At 67.5% G+C, this 17,357-nt stretch carries 18 protein-coding genes and 1 tRNA gene; 1 reads left to right on the top strand and 18 read right to left on the bottom strand.

The window, feature by feature from the left end; translation table 11 throughout:
* Positions 1 to 92: 92 nt before the first annotated feature.
* The 18 genes from AC4BGC_RS01275 to AC4BGC_RS01190 all read right to left on the bottom strand — a co-directional run bounded on the left by AC4BGC_RS01275 (position 93) and on the right by AC4BGC_RS01190 (position 15,908).
* Complete coding sequence (locus AC4BGC_RS01275; RefSeq protein ID WP_490554013.1) at positions 93 to 992, bottom strand: J domain-containing protein; 900 nt, start codon at positions 990 to 992, stop codon at positions 93 to 95.
* A 4-nt stretch (positions 993 to 996) separates the two neighbouring features.
* The gene (locus AC4BGC_RS01270; protein ID WP_490554012.1) at positions 997 to 1,545 is read right to left on the bottom strand and encodes a hypothetical protein; all 549 of its coding nucleotides are present in this window, start codon (positions 1,543 to 1,545) and stop codon (positions 997 to 999) included.
* A 3-nt stretch (positions 1,546 to 1,548) separates the two neighbouring features.
* Positions 1,549 to 2,832 carry an MCE family protein gene (locus tag AC4BGC_RS01265; RefSeq protein WP_490554011.1) on the bottom strand — a complete coding sequence of 428 codons (1,284 nt, stop codon included), beginning with the start codon at positions 2,830 to 2,832 and terminating at the stop codon, positions 1,549 to 1,551.
* Positions 2,829 to 4,454, bottom strand: coding sequence for an MCE family protein (locus tag AC4BGC_RS01260; RefSeq protein WP_490554010.1), 1,626 nt, complete (start codon positions 4,452 to 4,454; stop codon positions 2,829 to 2,831). The genes AC4BGC_RS01265 and AC4BGC_RS01260 overlap by 4 nt, the downstream gene beginning before the upstream one ends.
* Positions 4,451 to 5,644: an MCE family protein gene (locus AC4BGC_RS01255; RefSeq protein ID WP_490554009.1), complete on the bottom strand. Its 1,194-nt coding sequence runs from the start codon at positions 5,642 to 5,644 to the stop codon at positions 4,451 to 4,453. The genes AC4BGC_RS01260 and AC4BGC_RS01255 overlap by 4 nt, the downstream gene beginning before the upstream one ends.
* Positions 5,641 to 6,627, bottom strand: a complete 987-nt coding sequence (locus tag AC4BGC_RS01250; RefSeq protein ID WP_490554008.1) for an MCE family protein — start codon at positions 6,625 to 6,627, stop codon at positions 5,641 to 5,643. Before AC4BGC_RS01250 ends, AC4BGC_RS01255 begins: the two co-directional genes overlap by 4 nt.
* Positions 6,624 to 7,676 (bottom strand): MCE family protein, encoded by a 1,053-nt coding sequence (locus AC4BGC_RS01245; protein WP_490546562.1) that lies wholly within the window; start codon positions 7,674 to 7,676, stop codon positions 6,624 to 6,626. The genes AC4BGC_RS01250 and AC4BGC_RS01245 overlap by 4 nt, the downstream gene beginning before the upstream one ends.
* Positions 7,673 to 9,004 carry an MCE family protein gene (locus AC4BGC_RS01240; protein WP_490554007.1) on the bottom strand — a complete coding sequence of 444 codons (1,332 nt, stop codon included), beginning with the start codon at positions 9,002 to 9,004 and terminating at the stop codon, positions 7,673 to 7,675. The genes AC4BGC_RS01245 and AC4BGC_RS01240 overlap by 4 nt, the downstream gene beginning before the upstream one ends.
* A gap of 1 nt (position 9,005) precedes the next feature.
* On the bottom strand, positions 9,006 to 9,833 hold the full coding sequence (locus AC4BGC_RS01235; RefSeq protein ID WP_490546564.1) for an MlaE family ABC transporter permease: 828 nt from the start codon (positions 9,831 to 9,833) through the stop codon (positions 9,006 to 9,008).
* 4 nt (positions 9,834 to 9,837) lie between these two features.
* A complete protein-coding gene (locus AC4BGC_RS01230) occupies positions 9,838 to 10,623 on the bottom strand; it encodes an MlaE family ABC transporter permease (RefSeq protein ID WP_490546565.1) in 786 nt (261 codons plus the stop codon).
* A 7-nt stretch (positions 10,624 to 10,630) separates the two neighbouring features.
* Entirely contained in the window at positions 10,631 to 11,584 is a 954-nt protein-coding gene (locus tag AC4BGC_RS01225; RefSeq protein ID WP_490546566.1) for an ABC transporter ATP-binding protein, read from the bottom strand.
* A gap of 314 nt (positions 11,585 to 11,898) precedes the next feature.
* The gene (rplL, locus tag AC4BGC_RS01220; RefSeq protein WP_490554006.1) at positions 11,899 to 12,285 is read right to left on the bottom strand and encodes a 50S ribosomal protein L7/L12; all 387 of its coding nucleotides are present in this window, start codon (positions 12,283 to 12,285) and stop codon (positions 11,899 to 11,901) included.
* Between the two features lie 49 nt (positions 12,286 to 12,334).
* Entirely contained in the window at positions 12,335 to 12,979 is a 645-nt protein-coding gene (gene rplJ / locus AC4BGC_RS01215; RefSeq protein WP_490554005.1) for a 50S ribosomal protein L10, read from the bottom strand.
* A gap of 288 nt (positions 12,980 to 13,267) precedes the next feature.
* The gene (gene rplA / locus AC4BGC_RS01210) at positions 13,268 to 13,978 is read right to left on the bottom strand and encodes a 50S ribosomal protein L1 (protein ID WP_490546569.1); all 711 of its coding nucleotides are present in this window, start codon (positions 13,976 to 13,978) and stop codon (positions 13,268 to 13,270) included.
* A gap of 110 nt (positions 13,979 to 14,088) precedes the next feature.
* A complete protein-coding gene (gene rplK, locus AC4BGC_RS01205; RefSeq protein ID WP_490546570.1) occupies positions 14,089 to 14,517 on the bottom strand; it encodes a 50S ribosomal protein L11 in 429 nt (142 codons plus the stop codon).
* Positions 14,518 to 14,599: 82 nt separating this feature from the next.
* Complete coding sequence (gene nusG / locus AC4BGC_RS01200; protein WP_490554004.1) at positions 14,600 to 15,445, bottom strand: transcription termination/antitermination protein NusG; 846 nt, start codon at positions 15,443 to 15,445, stop codon at positions 14,600 to 14,602.
* Positions 15,446 to 15,514: 69 nt separating this feature from the next.
* Positions 15,515 to 15,745 (bottom strand): preprotein translocase subunit SecE, encoded by a 231-nt coding sequence (gene secE / locus AC4BGC_RS01195; protein ID WP_490546572.1) that lies wholly within the window; start codon positions 15,743 to 15,745, stop codon positions 15,515 to 15,517.
* Between the two features lie 90 nt (positions 15,746 to 15,835).
* Positions 15,836 to 15,908 (bottom strand) — tRNA-Trp (locus AC4BGC_RS01190).
* A gap of 156 nt (positions 15,909 to 16,064) precedes the next feature.
* On the opposite strand from AC4BGC_RS01190, the gene AC4BGC_RS01185 reads away from it, so the two are divergent.
* Positions 16,065 to 17,357, top strand: a complete 1,293-nt coding sequence (locus AC4BGC_RS01185) for an aspartate aminotransferase type Ic (RefSeq protein ID WP_490554003.1) — start codon at positions 16,065 to 16,067, stop codon at positions 17,355 to 17,357.

The raw sequence follows: 17,357 nt of genomic DNA, 5'->3' as shown, positions 1-17,357 counted from the left end.
CAAAGATTCAGATTACAGCACGCCCCAAGCCAGACACAACCCGGGTCTTGCAGCGGATCGGCCTGGCGCCTCTTGGCCGAGACCCTACCCCGTCAGTAGCTCTTGAGATCGCCGACAAGCCAGTTGTTGCCGGCCTTCTCCATCGTCATCGCGACCCGGTTCTGGAAGATCTGGGGGTCGCGGCCGGGCCGGGTCGAGGTCTGGTTGACGTAGACGAGGACCTCGACTGTGTCGGCCTCCGCCTTCATCACGCCGGAGCCGAGCACGGCCGCGGTGACCGCCGTCTTGCTCTGCACGGCTGCACCCGGGGTGCCGTCCTTCTGCTTCTCGAGCAGCTCGAAGTTCTCGAGGTAGTCCTTGGCGAAGTCGTCGGTCAGGAAGGCCTCGGCCCGCTTCCGGTCCGCCGGCAGGTTCTTGTAGTCGTAGGCGAGCATCGCCTTCGCGGCCCGCTCGGCTGCGGCCGGGGCCTGGTCGCGCGCGTCGGCTACCCGGGCGTTCTCACGCACCTCGAGCCCGAACCAGCCTGCCGCGACCAGCACCGCGACGGTGAGGACGGCGAGCACGGCGGCGAGGATCACCGAGCCGCGCGTCGCCGGCTCCCCCGGTGGCCTCGCGGCCCGCGGAGTCCGCTGCTTGCGCTCCCGGCGGGGCTTGCGTCCCGTGACCGGCGCAGTGTCCGGTCCCGCGACCGGCGCGACAGGCGCCGGGGCAGCCTCGGCCGATCCGGAGTCCTCGACCTCGGGCCACGGGCGCTTGGCCAGGTCGACCGTCGTCCCGCCGGCGGGCGCCCCGAGGCTGCGGTCGTACGCCGCCCGGCTCGCCGGGTCCAGCAGCACGTCGGCGGCCTCGTTGAACAGCCGGAACTGCCCGGATCCGGAGCCGGGCTCGAACCGGTCGGTCGAGTTCCGCCAGGCGGCCTTGATCTGCTCGGGCGTTGCGTCCGGGTCGACGCCGAGGACGTCGTACCAGGTCGGGTTCGTGGAGGAGGTCATCTCGTCAGCTCACCGGGTTGAAGTCGTCGACGCGCCAGGATCCGTCCACCTTCACCACGTCCACCGTCCAGCGGTAGTGGTGCTGGAGCTTGCCCTGGGTGGTGGTCACCTCGGCGTCGTGGACGACGAGCACCGTCGCGGAGTCGTCGTCGGCACTGCCGACACCGGTGAGGAGGACCTTGCCCGAGCCCTTGACCTTGGCGGCCTCGTAGCTCTGCTTCATCACCTTGAAGACCTCTGAGTTCTTGGTCTGGGCCTTGGTGGTGAGCAGCTCGTTGACCTGCTTGATGTAGTCGTCGAACTTCGCTCCGTCCACCTTGTCCATCCGCAGCGCGAACTGGGTGGCGACGTTGACCGCGGCCGTGCGCTCCTTGTCCTGCTCGCGTTCGTCCCGGACCTGCAGCCCCAGCCAGACCGCCGCGACGGAGCCCGCGAGGAGGAGCACCGCCAGCACCAGGCTGAGGATGCGGATCGGGCGCGCTCCGACCCGGACGCGTCCGCGACGCGGAGGGGTGCCGAGGTCGTCGACCTCGGCACTGGTTGCCTTGCTCAAGAACTACTCCTGGTCTGCCATCGCCGGCTGCAGCAGCAGGGACTTCCAGGAGTCCTTGCCGTAGAGCTGGGCGGCACCGCCGTCGTAGGCGATCCTGGCGCTGTCGTCCTGGTCGGCCCAGGCTGTCTTGCCGGTGGCCGCATCGTACGTGGCCACCGGTGCCCGGTAGCCGGTGCCGGTGCGCCCGACCGGGGTCTTCTCGGCCCCTCGGTACGCCTTGCCCGGGTTGGTGCAGCCTGCCTTCACGTTCATCGGACGGTCGGCCGTGTCCTGGGGCTCGCGGCGGTCCGTGGACTCGTAGCCCTCGCGGCAGACCTCCGGGACAGGGTTGAGCACCAGTCCGAACTGGGCGTCGTAGCGGCCTTCACGATTCTTCTTGGAGACGGTGTAACCGCCGGCGACCACGTAGGGGTAGATGATCAGCAGCTGCTTGATGCCCTTGAGGTGCTTGACCACCACCTCGCCGGTGGTGACCAGGTTGTTGAGCAGCTCGCCGAGGTTCACCTGGTTCTGCTCCAGGAACGTGCGCAGCTCGTTGGCCGTGGCCGAGCCGTTGTCGATCACCGAGCGCAGCGAGGCGTCGTTGTCGGCGAGGGTCCCGGTGAACAGGGACAGGTCGCGGGAGAAGCTCCTGATCGCCGACCCCTTGTCCACCTGGGTCTGCAGCACCACGCGCGCATCACGGATCAGCGCAGTGGTCACGTCGAAGTTCGCGTTGGCAGTGTCGATGAACGACGTCGAGGTGTCGATGATCTGGCCCAGGCTGGGGCCGGCGTCCTTGAACGCGGTGCCGGTCTCGGAGATGACGGTGCGCAGGTCGGCCTGAGGCACCGAGCGCACCAGCTTGCTGAGGTTGGTGAGCAGCTCGGTGGTGGAGACCGGGGTCTCGGTCTTCTCCGCGGCGATCTCGGAGTCGTCCTCGAGGTAGGGACCCTCGTCGGTCTGCGGCTGCAGCTCGACGTACTGCTCACCGACCGCGGACTTGTTCCCGACCAGGGCCAGGGTGTCCCTGGGGATCTTCTCGCTGCTCTTCTCGATCGAGAGGAGCACGTCGACCCCCTCCTCGGTCAGCTTCATCGCCGAGACCTGCCCGACGCCGACGCCGCGGTAGGTGACCTCGGCCCCGGTGAAGATCCCGCCGGACTCGTTGAGGTGCACCTTCACGGTGTACGCCGAGTCGTAGAACAGCCTGTCCAGGCGCGCGTAGCGGGCGCCGACGAAGGTCACTCCCACCAGCGTGAGGATGACGAACGCGATCAGCTGCTTCTTCGTGCGTGAGGTGATCATCGGACCTCAGCCACCCCCTGCAGGAGCATCGTGCCGATCCCGGGGTGCCGGCCGTGGGCAGCCAGGCCGAACGGGTCGAGCGGACCGGAGGTGTCGCCCGGCGCGACCCGGGGTCGCAGTCCCAGGCCACCGGTGAGCCCACCGAGGAGCCCGCCGTTGGACTGGTTGCCGTTGGCCTTGTTCCCACCGAGCAGGCCACCGGCGGTGCCGCCCCTGATCGTGCCACCGGTCCCACTGGTGGCGCCGCCCTTGGTCAAGTTGGCAAGCGCATCTCCGAGCGGGCCTAGGAGGCCCTGGAGGAGCTGCTGGATCTGCGGGGGCGTGAGGATCTCAAGCGTGTTCAGCAGGTCCTGGACCAGGGTGCCCACGCTGCCGAGGAGCTTGGTGGGGTCCGGGGCGCGGCACTGCTTCTTGGCCTGCGACAGCGCATTGGCCAGCAGCCGGTCCACGATGGCGGCCCGCAGTTCTTCCCGCTCGTCGTCGGTGATCAGGGGGTTGGGTGGGAGCGCGTCGACAAGGGTCCTCGCCACCTGCCGCACGGCGGCCTCGGTCTGGTCGACCACCTCGTCGAGGATGTTGCACACCGGCGCGAGCACGTCGCCGAGCGTCTCCAGGCTGAGGTCGAGGTTGATCGAGAGGTTGGTGTAGTCGCCCATGTGCAGGTTGCGCGCCACCTCCGGGTCACGGCCCACCGCCTCGTCCACGAAGGGATAGGTCAAGAAGACCTGGAACGCCTTGGGGAGGTACTCCCCCGCCTTGGCGAAGCCGTCGAGCACGGGCGCGAGGTCGCGCAGGCTGTTGATCGTGGACTCCTTGGAGGCCTGGATCACCCGGACCCCGACACCGCTGAGGCGGTTCAGCGCCTCGAGCAGCTTGACGAGGTCCTCGCGCTGCCGGTTCACCGAGCGCAACGTGTCGGGCACGTTGTCCAGGGCGCTCTTGATGGTGGCGTCCTGGCGCTTGAGCTGCACCGCGAGCCGGTTGGTGTTCTCCAGGGCCTGGACGATCGCGCCCTTGTTGCGGTCGAGCTGACCCATGAAGGAACGGATCTGGTCGAGCACCGAGCGCACCTCGGACTCGCGTCCCTCGAAGGTGTTGTTCAGCTCGGAGACGATCGTCTTGAGCTGGGCGACGCCACCGCCGTTGAGCAGCAGCGACAACGCGCCGAGGACTTCCTCCACCTCGGGGTTGCGCCCGGTGCGGTCGAGGCCGATGACGTCCTTGTCGCCCAGCTTCCCGCTGCCGGGCTCCTGCGGCGGGCTGAGCGACACGAACTTCTCGCCGAGCAGGCTGGTCTGGCGGATCTCGGCGCGCGCGTTGTTGGGCAGGTCGACGTCCTTGCGCATCTCGATGGCGACCTCGGCGACGTACCCCTTGAGCTTGACCGACTTGACCTTGCCGACGGTGACGTCGTCCACCTTGACCGTGGACTGGGGAACCAGGTCCAGGACGTCGCGGAACATCACCGTGACCTTCATCGGGTCGTCGCCGGTATCTGCTCCACCGGGCAGCGGCACGTCGTAGACCGAGCAGCCGGAGAGCACCAGCGCAGCGGAGACGGTGCCCACCAGGCCGGTGAGGGCGCGCCGCCCCCACGAGCGGTGCGGTCGGGGCGTGCTCATCGCGACACCTCCATCAGGCCACCGAGCGACCGGTCGATCGGCTCCAGGACGCGCGGCTCCATCTCGACGCCATTGCCGGCGAAGGGTGCCGCACGGTTGAGGGCGCCCGGCTGCAGGACGGTCTTGATCAGGTCGCAAGCACGGTCACCGAGCCCGTCGTTGCCGTCCAGCTTGACGATCCCGCACAGCACGGAGGCGGGATCGGCGCTCAGCTGGCTGAACGTCTCGCCGATGTTGAGGCGGGTGTCCAGGGTGCCGTTGCGGACGTTGCCGGACAGGTACAGGTTGTTCAGCGCACCCGGAGCGATCCGCAGGATCTCGTCGAGTGCGGAGCGCCGCTTGACCAAGGTCTTCGAGAGCTGGTTGAGGCCGGAGATGTTGCTGGTCAGGGAGTCGCGGTTCTCCCGGACGAAGCCACGGACCTCGCGCATCGCCACGCTGAGGTTGCGCAGCGCGGTGGCGAGCTCCTCGCGCTCGTCGGCCAGCAGGTCGGCACCACTGGCCAGGGAGTCGTTGAACTTGCGCACCGTGGTGTCGTTGTCGGCCAGGGTCTTGGTGAAGTCCTCGACCTGGGCGATGGTCCCGAACAGCGCGTCCTTGTTGTCCGCGAGCGTCTTGGTGAACGCGCCGAGGTCCTTCAGCGTGGTGTTGAACTGCGCACCCTGTCCCCCGAAGTTGCGCGCGGTGGAGTCCAGGAGCCGGGTCAGCGGCCCGACCCCGCCCTCGCCGGGCTTGTTGGCGCCGTCGGGGCCCAGGGCGATGTCGAGGTCGTTGAGGCTGCCGAAGATCTCGTCGAGCTCCAGCGGCGTGCCGGTTCGGTCCAGGCCGAGCTTTGCCTTGTCGGCAAGCACTGGTCCGGAGTCGTAGGCGGGCGTCATCTGGACGAAGCGGTCGCCGACGATCGAGGGCGAGATCACCGCCGCCTGCACGTCCTCGGGCAGCTTGTGCTTGGCGTCGTAGGTCATCTCGACCCGCACCTTGGTGCCTATCGGGGTCACCTTGTCGACCTTGCCGACCGCGACGCCCAGGATCTTCACGTCGGAGCCCTCGTAGAGGGAGACCGTGCGCGGGAAGTCGGCGGTGACCGTCCTGGTCTCCGCGCCGGGCCAGAACGCGACGAGCAGGGCCGCCACCAGCGCCACCGCGAGCAGTACGCCGAGGATCGGGTTCACCTTGCTGAAGATCTTCATCGTCCCCCCACCCCCACTGAGGGGACCCCGATCGGGTTGGTCAGGTTGGCGAGCCAGACGTCGAACCAGGGACCGTTGCCGAGGGTGTTGGCGAAGACCCGGTAGAACGGGGCCATCAGCCGCAGGCTCTCGTCGAGGTTCGACTGGTTCTTCAGCAGCACGTTGACCACGCCTTGGAGGTTGGTCAGGGCCGGCTTGAGGTCGGCACGGGTCTGCCGCACCAGCAGGGTGAGCTCGTTGGAGAGCCTGCTGGTGGACACGAGCAGCTGGTGCACAGCCTCACGCCTGGCCACCAGCGCCCGCAGCAGCACGTCGCTGTCCTTCATCAGCGCGACGATGTCCTTGTCGCGCTTGGCCAACGTGCCCGAGACGGTGTTGAGGTTCTTGAGCAGCTCGCCGATCTGGTCATTGCGGCTGGCGACGGTCTCGGAGAGCCGGGAGAGCCCACGCAGGGTGCCCTGGAACGCCGCCGGGGTGTCCTTGGTCAGCTCCGCGAGGGTGTCGATGGACTCGCTGAGCTGGTCGACATCGATGTCCTCGGCGCGTTCGGCGAGGCCGGAGAAAGCGTCCACCACGTTGTACGGCGAGGAGGTGCGCTCGACCGGGATGGTCGAGTCCTCCTTGAGCTGGCCGGACCCGGCGGGCTCCAGGGCGACGTACATGGCGCCGAGGAGCGTCTTGACCTTGATGGCCGCTCCCGTCTCCTTGCCGAACTTCGAGGGCGTGTCGACCTTGAAGGTCGCCTTCACCTGGTTGCCGTCGAGCTCGACGCCGGTGACCTTGCCGACCCGGACCCCGGCGATGCGTACCTCGTCGTCGGGCTTGAGCCCACCCGACTCGGCGAAGGCAGCGTGGTAGGTGTCGCCGCCGCCGATGATCGGCAGGTCCTGGGCCTTGAAGGCGACCGCCATCAGCAGCGCCAGCACGGCGATGCTGATCGCGCCGATCGGCACTGGGTTGCGTTCGCGGAATGGCTTGCTCATCCGAGGTTGCACCTCGATTGCGCGATGTCGTACTTGATCTGGAACTCCGGCAGCGCGGGCAGGCCGGGAATCTTCGGCGGGACCACGTTCCCCTGGAACTTGCACAGGAAGAAGTTGAAGAACGAGCCGTAGATCGCGGTGCGGCCGATCTTCTCCAGCTTGATCGGCAGGACCTGCATCGCCCGGTCCAGCTCGGCCCGGTCCTTGTTCAGGTTGGTGGCCACCTGGCGCAGGCCCTTCACGTCCTTGACCAGCGAGGGCCGGATGCCCACCGCCAGGTCGGAGGTCTCGTCGGCCAGCGTGGAGATCGACTCCAGGGAGCCGAGGATCGCGTCCTTGTCCTCCACCAGCCCGGCCATGAACGTCTGGAAGGTGGTGATCAGCTCGTTGAGCTGCTTGTCCCGCCCGGCGAGGGTGACCAGGACGTCGTTGAGGTTCTCGATCACGTCGCCGATGACCCTGTCGCGGTCGGCCAGGGTGTTGGTCACCGACGCGGTGCTCTGCAGGAGGGCGTTGAAGTTGCCGCCCTCACCCTGGAAGACGGCGATCAGCTCACTGGAGAGCTTGTTGATGTCGGCCGGTGACAGGGCCGCGAACAGTGGCTTGAACCCGTTGAACAGCACGGTGAGGTCCAACGCCGGCTCGGTGCGGTCCATCGGGATCGTGGTCTGCGCCGCCATCGGCTGCAGGTCACCGACTCCCTGGGTGAGCTGGATGTAACGCTGGCCGACCAGGTTGCGGTAGCGGATGGTCGCGGTGGAGCTCTTGGTCACGATCGAGCTCTTCGCCACGTTGAACGACACCAGCGCCCGCTCCCGGTCGATCACCTTGATGTCGGTGACGCTGCCGACCTTGACGCCGGCGATCCGGATGTCGTCGCCCTTGACCACGCCGGTGGCGTCGGAGAAGACCGCCTTGTAGTCCCGGGTGGAGGTGAAGCTCAGGTTGCCGATCAGCACCACGAGCACGCCCGTGGCCATCGTGGTCACCAGGATGAAGATCACCAGCTTGACTAAGTCGGCGCCGGTCTTCTTGTCCAGGATGCTCATTCGACGCTCACCTCCGTGCCGGCGAGTGCGGGCACGAACAGCAACGAGGCGACGTCGGCCATCTCGTCGACGGGAACGCCCACCGAGGGACCCACGATCGAGTTGATCAGGGCCTTCTGCGAGGCAGTGCCCGAGGTGCCGACGGTGAGACCGGCGGGCTTCGCGGGCTTGTCCGTGGACTGTCCGCCGGCGAACCCGGGGGCGACCCGCTGGTTGTCGCCCTTGCCGATGTTGTCGCTGCCGTCGTTGAGGTTGGGGAGGTCTCCCATCGCCGGGTAGTACGGGATCGGCGGGCTGGGCAGTCCGGCGCAGTTGGGGTCGTTGTCGGCGCCGTACACCGGACGGTCGCTGGCGTTGTAGCCGCGCGGGCCGAAGGTCAGCGTCGTCGGCAGGACCACGACGTTGATGTGGAAGATGAAGTCGCGGAAGGTGTCGGCCAGCCGCGGCGCCTGCTTGACGATCCCCTCGAGCAGGCACGGGAAGGTGCTGGAGTAGCGCTTCAGCAGCGCTATCGTCGGCTCGCTGAGCTTGCCCAGCCGGATGACGTTGTTCCCGTTCTTGTCCAGGAAGCCCTTGGCGGTGTTGGAGAACGAGGTCAGGTCGGTGAGGAACGCGTTCAGCTTCTCCTCCTTGGTGACCAGGGTGTTGCCGGTCTTCACCGTGTTGCGCAGCGTCGCCGCGAGCTGCGGGACCACGTCGGCGTAGGTGTCGGTCACGGTCGCCAGCAGCTTGATGTCCGCGATCAGGTCGGGGATCCGCGGGTTGAGCCGCTTCAGGTAGCCGTCGAGGGTCACCAGGGACTCGCCGACCTTCTCGCCCCGGCCCTCGAGCGCGGTGGCGAGCGCGTTCAGGGTGTAGTTGAGCTCGGCCGGCTGCACCGTGCGCAGCAGCGGGTAGAGGTCGTTGAGCACCCGCTCCACCTCGATGGGGAGCTTGGTCTCGGAGATCTCGTCACCGGCCTTCAGCGACTTCGAGGAGGGCGAGGAGGGGATGGCGAGGTCGACGTACTTCTCGCCGAACAGGGTCTTGGGCAGCAGCGCCGCCGTGACGTTGGCGGGGATCGTGTCGATCACCTCGGGCTTGATGCCGAGCTTCATCGTGGCGCCGCCGCCCTCGGACTTGACCTCGTTGACCTGGCCGACGATGACGCCGCGCACCTTCACGTCCGCCTTGGCGGGCAGGTTGAGGCCGACCGTGCTGGACTTCAGGGTCACGGTGTCGAACGAGGTGAACTTCTGGGTGAAGACCCCGTTGACGACCCAGACGGAGAGCACGAGGAGGGCGACGAAGACAACGCCGAGGATGCGGTGGTGGTCCAGAGGTCTCATCTCAACCCGCCAACCTGACGGTGGTCGCCGAGCCCCAGATGGCCATCGAGAGGAACAGGTCGATCACGTTCACGGCCACGATCGAGGTCCGGACGGCACGGCCCACGGCCACCCCCACACCGGCGGGGCCGCCGCTGGCGGTGTAGCCGTGGTAGCAGTGGATCAGGATCACCACCACGGCGAAGACCAGCACCTTCCCGAAGGACCACAAGACGTCACCCGGTGGCAGGAACTGGTTGAAGTAGTGGTCGTAGGTGCCCGGACTCTGGCCGTAGAACTGCGTCACGGTCAGCCGGGTGGCGAAGTAGGAGGAGAGCAGGCCCACGACGTAGAGCGGCACGATGGCGACGAGCCCGGCCACGATCCGGGTGGTGACCAGGAACGGCATCGAGGGGATCGCCATCACCTCGAGGGCGTCGACCTCCTCGGAGATTCGCATCGCCCCGAGCTGGGCGGTGAACCCGCAGCCCACGGTCGCCGCGAGCGCGATGCCGGCGACCAGCGGGGCGATCTCCCGGGTGTTGAAGTACGCCGAGATGAAACCGGAGAACGCCGCGGTGCCGATCTGGTTCAGGGCGGCGTAACCGGACAGGCCCACCTGGGCGCCGGTGAAGAACGTCATCGCGGTGATCACCCCGACGGTGCCGCCGATGACCGCCAGCGCACCCGAACCGAGGGTGACCTCGGCCAGCAGCCGCAGGATCTCCTTGGGGTAGCGGGTGACCGAACGCGGCGTCACCCGGATGGCGCGCAGGTAGAACGCCAGCTCCTCCCCCATCGTGTCCAGGGAGGAGAGCGGCTTCTCGTAGATGCCCTTGAAGTTCGCCATCGCCTCAGCCCGTCTTCGGCGGGATCAGCTGGAGGTAGAGGGCGCTGATGATCAGGTTCACGATGAACAGCAGCAGGAACGTGATCACCACCGACTCGTTGACCGCGTCGCCGACGCCCTTGGGGCCACCGCCCGCGTTCGAGCCCTTGTAGGCCGCCACGATGGCCGCGATCATCCCGAAGATGAGCGCCTTGATCAGGCCGACCCACAGGTCGGGCAGCTGCGCGAGCGCGGTGAAGCTGGCGATGTAGGCACCTGGCGTGCCGTCCTGCAGGACGACGTTGAACACGTAGCCACCCGCGACGCCGACGACGGTGACCAAGCCGTTGAGGAAGACCGCGATCATCATGCACGCCAGCACGCGGGGTACGACGAGCCGCTGGATCGGGTCGATGCCGAGCACCATCATCGCGTCGAGCTCTTCGCGGATCTTGCGGGCACCGAGGTCAGCCGCGATCGCGGACCCGCCGGCACCGGCGATCAGCAGCGCGGTGGCGATCGGCGCCGCCTGCTGGACGACCGCCAGCACGGAGGCGGAACCAGTGAACGACTGTGCGCCGAACTGCTTGATCAGGCTGCCCACCTGCAGCGCGATCACCGCACCGAAGGGGATCGCGACCAGGGCGGTGGGCACGATCGTCACCGAGGCGATGAACCAGGCCTGCTGGATGAACTCGCGAGCCTGGAACGGTCGCTTGAACAGGTTGCGCGCCACGTCGAGCGCGAATGCGAACAGCTTCCCCGCGGTTCCGATCGGTGAGAGAACGCGGGTGGCCACAGCGGAGGCCATCAGCAGATCATCCTCCGGTGGTCATGGACATGTTCTCCTCGAACGAGCCGGGAGGCGGCTCCACGCCGTTCTCCCGGCACCAGGCACCGGGCTCGCGCTGGCTGCGCCGGGGCTGTCCGTTGGAGGGCTCGATCTGGAGGGGGATCGGCGGCAGCGGCGGCAGCTCCATGTCCTTCTCCGCCTCGAGCTCGTCGGCGTCCTTCTCCTCCGACATGCCGATCGGGCCCACGACCTGGGCGTTGAGGAACTGACGGACCACCGGCTCCTCGGAGGAGAGCAGCATCTCGCGGGGGCCGAACATCGCCAGGTGCTTGTGGTAGAGCAGGCCGATGTTGTCCGGCACCATCCGGGCGGTGTTGATGTCGTGGGTCACGATCAGGAACGTCGCGTCGATCTGGGCGTTGAGGTCCACGATCAGCTGGTTCAGGAACGAGGTGCGGACCGGGTCGAGGCCGGAGTCGGGCTCGTCGAAGAGCACGATCTCCGGGTCCAGCACCAGCGCACGGGCGAGGCCGGCGCGCTTGCGCATCCCGCCGGAGATCTCACCGGGCAGCTTGTCCTCGGTGCCGAGCAGCCCGACGAGGTCGAGCTTCTCCATCACGACCTCGCGGACCTGCGACTCGGTCTTCTTGGTGTGCTCGCGCAGCGGGAAGGCGACGTTGTCGTAGAGGTTCATCGAGCCGAACATCGCGCCGTCCTGAAACAGCACGCCGAACAGCTTGCGGATCTCGTAGAGCTCCTTCTCGGGACACGTCGCGATGTCGGTGCCCTGGATGACGACGCTGCCACGGTCGGGCTTGAGCAGCCCGATGATCGTCTTGAGCAGCACGGACTTGCCGGTGCCGGAGGGACCGAGCATCACGCAGATCTCGCCCGCGGGAACGGTCAAGGTGACGTCGCCCCAGATCAGCTGCTTGCCGAAGCTCTTGGTCAGATCCTTGATCTCGATCTCAACACCCATCGAAGGGCCTCCCTGTGCCTCGTCGAACAGCAATCCATGACTGGGCGTCGGCCAGCGCGCAAGCCTCCCCACCTACGCGTACCAACGAGTAGCCCGAGGACAAGTTACGCGTTCTAGTGTCGTGCGTCACCCCGGTGTGCCGGGAGTCTCATGAATGACCGCACTCGTCCCCGAGATTGAGTGAACGACCGTACACGATTCCGGGGACAGCGCAACGGCCGCTCCGGACCCGGAGGTCCGAAACGGCCGTTGCAGATGGTCCCGACCTGCCCGAGCAGGTGCGACCGTGATTCAGCTGTTGCTGGGGAGCAGCGTCACTTGAGGGTGACGGTGGCGCCGGCGCCCTCGAGGGACTCCTTGGCCTTCTCCGCGGCTTCCTTGCTGACCTTCTCGAGGATGGCCTTGGGGGCCGACTCGACGAGGTCCTTGGCCTCCTTCAGGCCGAGGCTCGTCAGGGCGCGGACCTCCTTGATGACGTTGATCTTCTTCTCGCCGGCTGCCTCGAGGACGACGTCGAACTCGTCCTGCTCGGCAACTTCCTCGGCAGCGCCGCCGCCGGCCGCCGGAGCGGCTGCGGCTGCAACCGGAGCGGCTGCGGTGACGCCGAAGGTGTCCTCGAACTGCTTCACGAACTCGCTGAGCTCCAGGAGGGTCATCTCCTTGAAGGCGTCAAGCAGCTCGTCGGTGCTGAGCTTCGCCATGGTGGCGTTCCTTTCAGTGGTGCTGATGGCATCTGCCACGAGCAGGTGGTCAGGCCTCGGTGGTCTCGGGGGCCTCGGTGGTGGTCTCCTCGGCCGCGGGTGCGTCCTCGGGTGCCTCTGGTGCTACGTCCTCGGTCGCGGCCGCCGGCGTACCGGCACCGCCTCCCAGGACACTCGGGTCCTGCTGGGCCTTGGCCTCCAGGGCGCCGGCGAGCCGGGCAACCTGCGAGATCGGGGCCTGGAGCAGGTAGACGGCCTGGCTGAGCGAGGCGAGCATCGCGCCCGCAAGCTTGCCCAGGAGAACCTCGCGGGACTCGAGATCGGCCAGCTTGGCGATCTCGGCAGCCGCCATCGGGGCACCGTCGACATATCCACCCTTGACGACAAGGGCGGGGTTGGCCTTGGCAAAGTCACGCAGACCCTTGGCCGCTTCGACCATGTCGCCGTTGATGAAGGCGATGGCGGTCGGGCCGTTGAGGAGGTCGTCGACGCCGTCGACACCCGCCTGCTTGGCAGCGATCTTGGTCAGCGTGTTCTTGACCACGGCGTAGTGGGCGTTCTCGCCGAGAACTCGCCGCAGTTCCTGCAGCTGCTTCACGGTGAGACCGCGGTACTCGGTCAGCACAGCGCCGGTGGAGTCGTTGAACGAGTCGACGATCTCCGCGACGGCTGCTGCCTTGTCTGGCCGCGCCATGGGTCTCCTTCCAGCTTGAGCACTGATGTGTGCACGGACGACGCGCGGGTTGCACGGCGTCCAGAAGCCGGGACCGACATGAAAAACGCCCTGTGCAGGTGCACAGGGCGGATGACGACTTCGTCGTCTCACTCGGTGTCACCTGGGCAGGTCGTCCGCTTGTCGCGAACCTTCGGATCCTTCCTGTGAAGGAGGGACCAACCGGCTGTCTTCGGCTTCAGGGAGTGACTCTACGGGCTGGGGGTGCCGGTGACCAAATCACGCTGGTGCCGGCCCCCCGGCCGTGGCTCACTCGTCGGCGGCAGCGACGTTCTTGGTGCGGTTCGGGTCGACCTGGATGCCGGGGCCCATGGTCGTGGAGACCACGACCTTGCGGATGTAGCGGCCCTTGGAGCTGGCCGGCTTGAGCCGCAGCACCTCCTCGAGGGCAGCGGCGTAGTTCTCCGCGAGCTGGAGCTCGCTGAAGGACGCCTTGCCGATGATGAAGTGCAGGTTGGCGTGCCGGTCGACGCGGAACTCGATCTTGCCGCCCTTGATGTCCGAGACGGCCTTGGCGACGTCAGGGGTCACCGTGCCGGTCTTCGGGTTGGGCATCAGGCCACGGGGGCCGAGGACGCGACCGAGGCGGCCGACCTTGCCCATCATGTCCGGGGTCGCGACGACGGCGTCGAAGTCGAGCCAACCGCCGTTGACCTTCTCGATCAGCTCGTCGCCACCGACCACGTCGGCGCCGGCCTCGCGGGCGGCGTCGGCCTTGTCACCGTTGGCGAACACGAGGACCTTGGCGGTCTTGCCGGTGCCGTGCGGGAGGTTGACGGTGCCGCGGACCATCTGGTCGGCCTTGCGGGGGTCGACCCCGAGGCGCATGGCCACGTCGACGGTCTCGTCGAACTTCTTCTTGGCGCCGTCCTTGGCGATCTTGATCGCGGCGAGGGGGGCGTGGGTCTCGTCCTGGTCGAACGACTTCGCCACCTCGCGGTAGGTCTTGCTGCGCTGCATGTCTGGTTCCTTTGCTTTCCAGTTGTGGTCTACGTGGGCCAGCGCGGCCCTGCCACTCTTGCTTGTCTGCTCGTGCCTGTCGGATCCGGGCGAGCGCCCGGCGCCGGGTCTCAGTCGGTGGTGATGCCCATCGAGCGGGCGGTGCCCTCGACGATCTTCATCGCCGCGTCGATGTCGTTGGCGTTGAGGTCGGGGAGCTTGGTGGTGGCGATCTCGCGCACCTGGTCCTTGCTCAGCTTGCCGACCTTGTCCTTCTGCGGGACGCCGGAGCCCTTCTGGATCCCGGCAGCCTTCTTGATCAGCTCGGCGGCCGGCGGGGTCTTCGTGATGAAGGTGAAGGACCGGTCCTCGTAGATGGTGATCTCGACGGGGACGACGTTGCCGCGCATGGCTTCGGTCTGGGCGTTGTAGGCCTTGCAGAAGTCCATGATGTTCACGCCGTGCGGGCCGAGTGCCGTACCGACGGGCGGGGCGGGGGTGGCCGCGCCGGCCTTCAGCTGCACCTTGACCAGCGCTGCGATCTTCTTCTTGGGAGGCATTGCTTTCTTCTTTCTCTTCTCGTGGTCAGGACGAGGGCCATGTGCCCTCTGCCACTGGTGTTTCGCGTTGCGGTATTGCGGGTCAGACCTTCTGGATCTGGGTGAAGCTGAGCTCGACCGGCGTCTCCCGGCCGAAGATCTCGACGAGCGCCTTGACCCTCTGGCTCTCCGCGTTGATCTCGGTGATCGTCGCGTGCAGGGTGGCGAACGGGCCGTCGACGACCATCACCGAGTCGGAGACGTCGAAGTCGGCGACCGCGACCTGGGTGCGGGTCGCGGTCTTGGCGGGAGCAGGTGCTCCCGACTGCGCCGCGGCCGCAGCGGCCTCGGCGTCGGCCTCTGCCTGGACTGCGGGGCCGAGCATGTTCTCGACCTCCTCCAGGCTCAGCGGGACGGGCTGGTGGCTGTGCCCCACGAACCCGGTCACCGACGGCGTGTGGCGTACGGCGGACCAGGACTCGTCGGTCAGGTCCATCCGGACCAGGACGTAGCCGGGGAGCACGGTGCGGCGGACCAGCTTGCGCTGCCCGTTCTTGATCTCCGCGACCTCCTCGGTGGGTACGACGACCTCGTGGATGTAGCCCTCCATGTTCAGCGAGGTGATCCGGTTCTCGAGGTTGGCCTTCACCCGGTTCTCCATGCCGGAGTAGGTGTGCACCACGAACCAGTCACCCTCCTTCTCGCGGAGGGACTGACGGAACGCCTCGAGCGGGTCGACGGCGGCGTCGTCGTCGCCTGCCGCCTCGTCGGACTCGGCAGCGTCGGCGTCGTCGCCGGCTGCGTCCTCGACCTCGTCCTGCGGCGTGTCGGTGGCCTCGACGGGCCCGCCGAGGACCGTCACGGTCTCCCCGGTCTCGGGGTCGGTGAGGACCTCGTCGGTGGGCTCGGTCGACTCGTCGACCGGCTTCTCGTCGTACTGCTCAGACACGATTGCTCCGTAACTAAATCCAGCTGGGAAAACTTCCTCGCGGCCCGGGACCCGGGCTCACGCGTGTGGCTACTCGCCGCCGAAGATCGCGAACACGGCCTTGCCGAAGCCGAGGTCGAGGAGCGATACGTAGGCGATCATCACGAGCACGAAGACCAGCACCACGATCAGGTAGGTGACCAGCTGCTGCTGGGTCGGCCACACCACCTTGCGCAGCTCGGCGACGACCTGCCGGTAGAACGTGACCGGGTTGGTGCGCTCACGCTTGTTCCCCGAGCGGGTTGGTGAGCTCTCCGACACGTTCTTCCTTCTTTCGTTGCCCCGATGACCTGGGTGACGAGGTTGGCTTGCCTGCTGCCTGGTGCATGGATCTGTGTTCGTGACTTCTCGCAGGGCACGAGGGACTTGAACCCCCAACCTTCGGTTTTGGAGACCGATGCTCTGCCAGTTGAGCTAGTGCCCTAGGGCGTATTCCGGGCATGGGAAAAGATTGGCCGGATTCACCAAAACGCGAGTCTACGGGGCCGGTCCACCCAAAGTCGAACCGGGAGGCCCTTCCAACCGAAGGATCCGGCAGGCACCCTGCCCTGCCCGTGGCGGCCTCTGCGAACATGGAGGCGTGACCGAGCAGAGCCAGCAGACCCGTCCCCTCGCAGACCTCGACCCGGCGGAGGTGGAGAAGTTCCACGAGGAGCAACGAACAGCCTACGAGGCGCTGCGTGAGCAGGGCCTGAGGCTCGACCTCACCCGCGGCAAGCCCTCGGCTGCCCAGCTCGACCTCTCCGACGGCCTGCTGGCGCTGCCCCGCACCACCAAGGACCCCGACGGCGTCGACGTGCGCAACTACGGCGGCCTCGAGGGCATCAAGTCGATCCGGGCCATCTTCGCCGAGCTGTTGGGCATCGAGACCGAGCAGATCGTCGCCGGCGGCAACTCCAGCCTGGTGATGATGCGCGAGGTGCTCACCGACCTGTGGCTCAAGGGCGGCGTGGACAGCCCCCGCCCCTGGGGAGCCGAGGAGAAGGTCACGTTCATCTGCCCGGTGCCCGGGTACGACCGCCACTTCACCCTGCTCAGCTGGTTCGGCATCGACATGGTCACCGTGCCGATGACCGATGACGGACCCGACGCCGAGGCCGTGGCAGAGCTGGCGGCGAGCGACCCGAGCATCAAGGGGATCTGGGTGGTGCCGACGTACGCCAACCCGACCGGCTCGGTCGTCTCCCCCGAGGTCGCCTCCCGGCTGGCGTCGATGGAGACCGCGGCGCCCGACTTCAAGATCTTCTGGGACAACGCCTATGCCGTGCACCACCTCACCGACGAGGAGGCACGCAGCGCCGACATCCTGGGCCTGGCCGCCGAGGCCGGGCACCCGCACCGCCCGGTGATGTTCGCCTCCACCTCCAAGATCACCTACGCCGGTGCCGGCGTGGCGTTCCTGGCCGGCTCGGTGGAGACCGTGCAGTGGTACGTCGGTCACCTCGGCAAGGGCGCGATCGGGCCCGACAAGCTCAACCAGCTGCGGCACGCGGAGTTCTTCGGCTCCGCGGACGGCGTGCGCGAGCACATGGTCCGGCACCGCGAGATCATCGCGCCCAAGTTCGCGGCCGTCGACGAGATCCTCACCGAGCGCCTCGGCGGCCTGGGGATCGCCAGCTGGACCCGCCCGACGGGCGGCTACTTCGTGAGCCTCGACGTCCAGGACGGGACGGCGTCGCGCGTCGTGGAGCTCGCCAAGGAGGCCGGGATCTCCCTGACCCCCGCGGGAGCCTCCTTCCCCGACGGCAACGACCCCCGCGACCGCAACATCCGTCTCGCCCCCACCTTCCCGGGCCTGCCCGAGGTCCGCGGGGCGATGGAGGCCGTCGCCACCTGCGTACTGCTGGCCGCTGCCGAGAAGGCCCGCGGCTAG

It is taken from the genome of Nocardioides sp. Z38_18, assembly GCF_058215695.1.
Note: the sequence above shows the minus strand (reverse complement) of the source record. Positions and strands in the feature narration are given on the sequence as shown.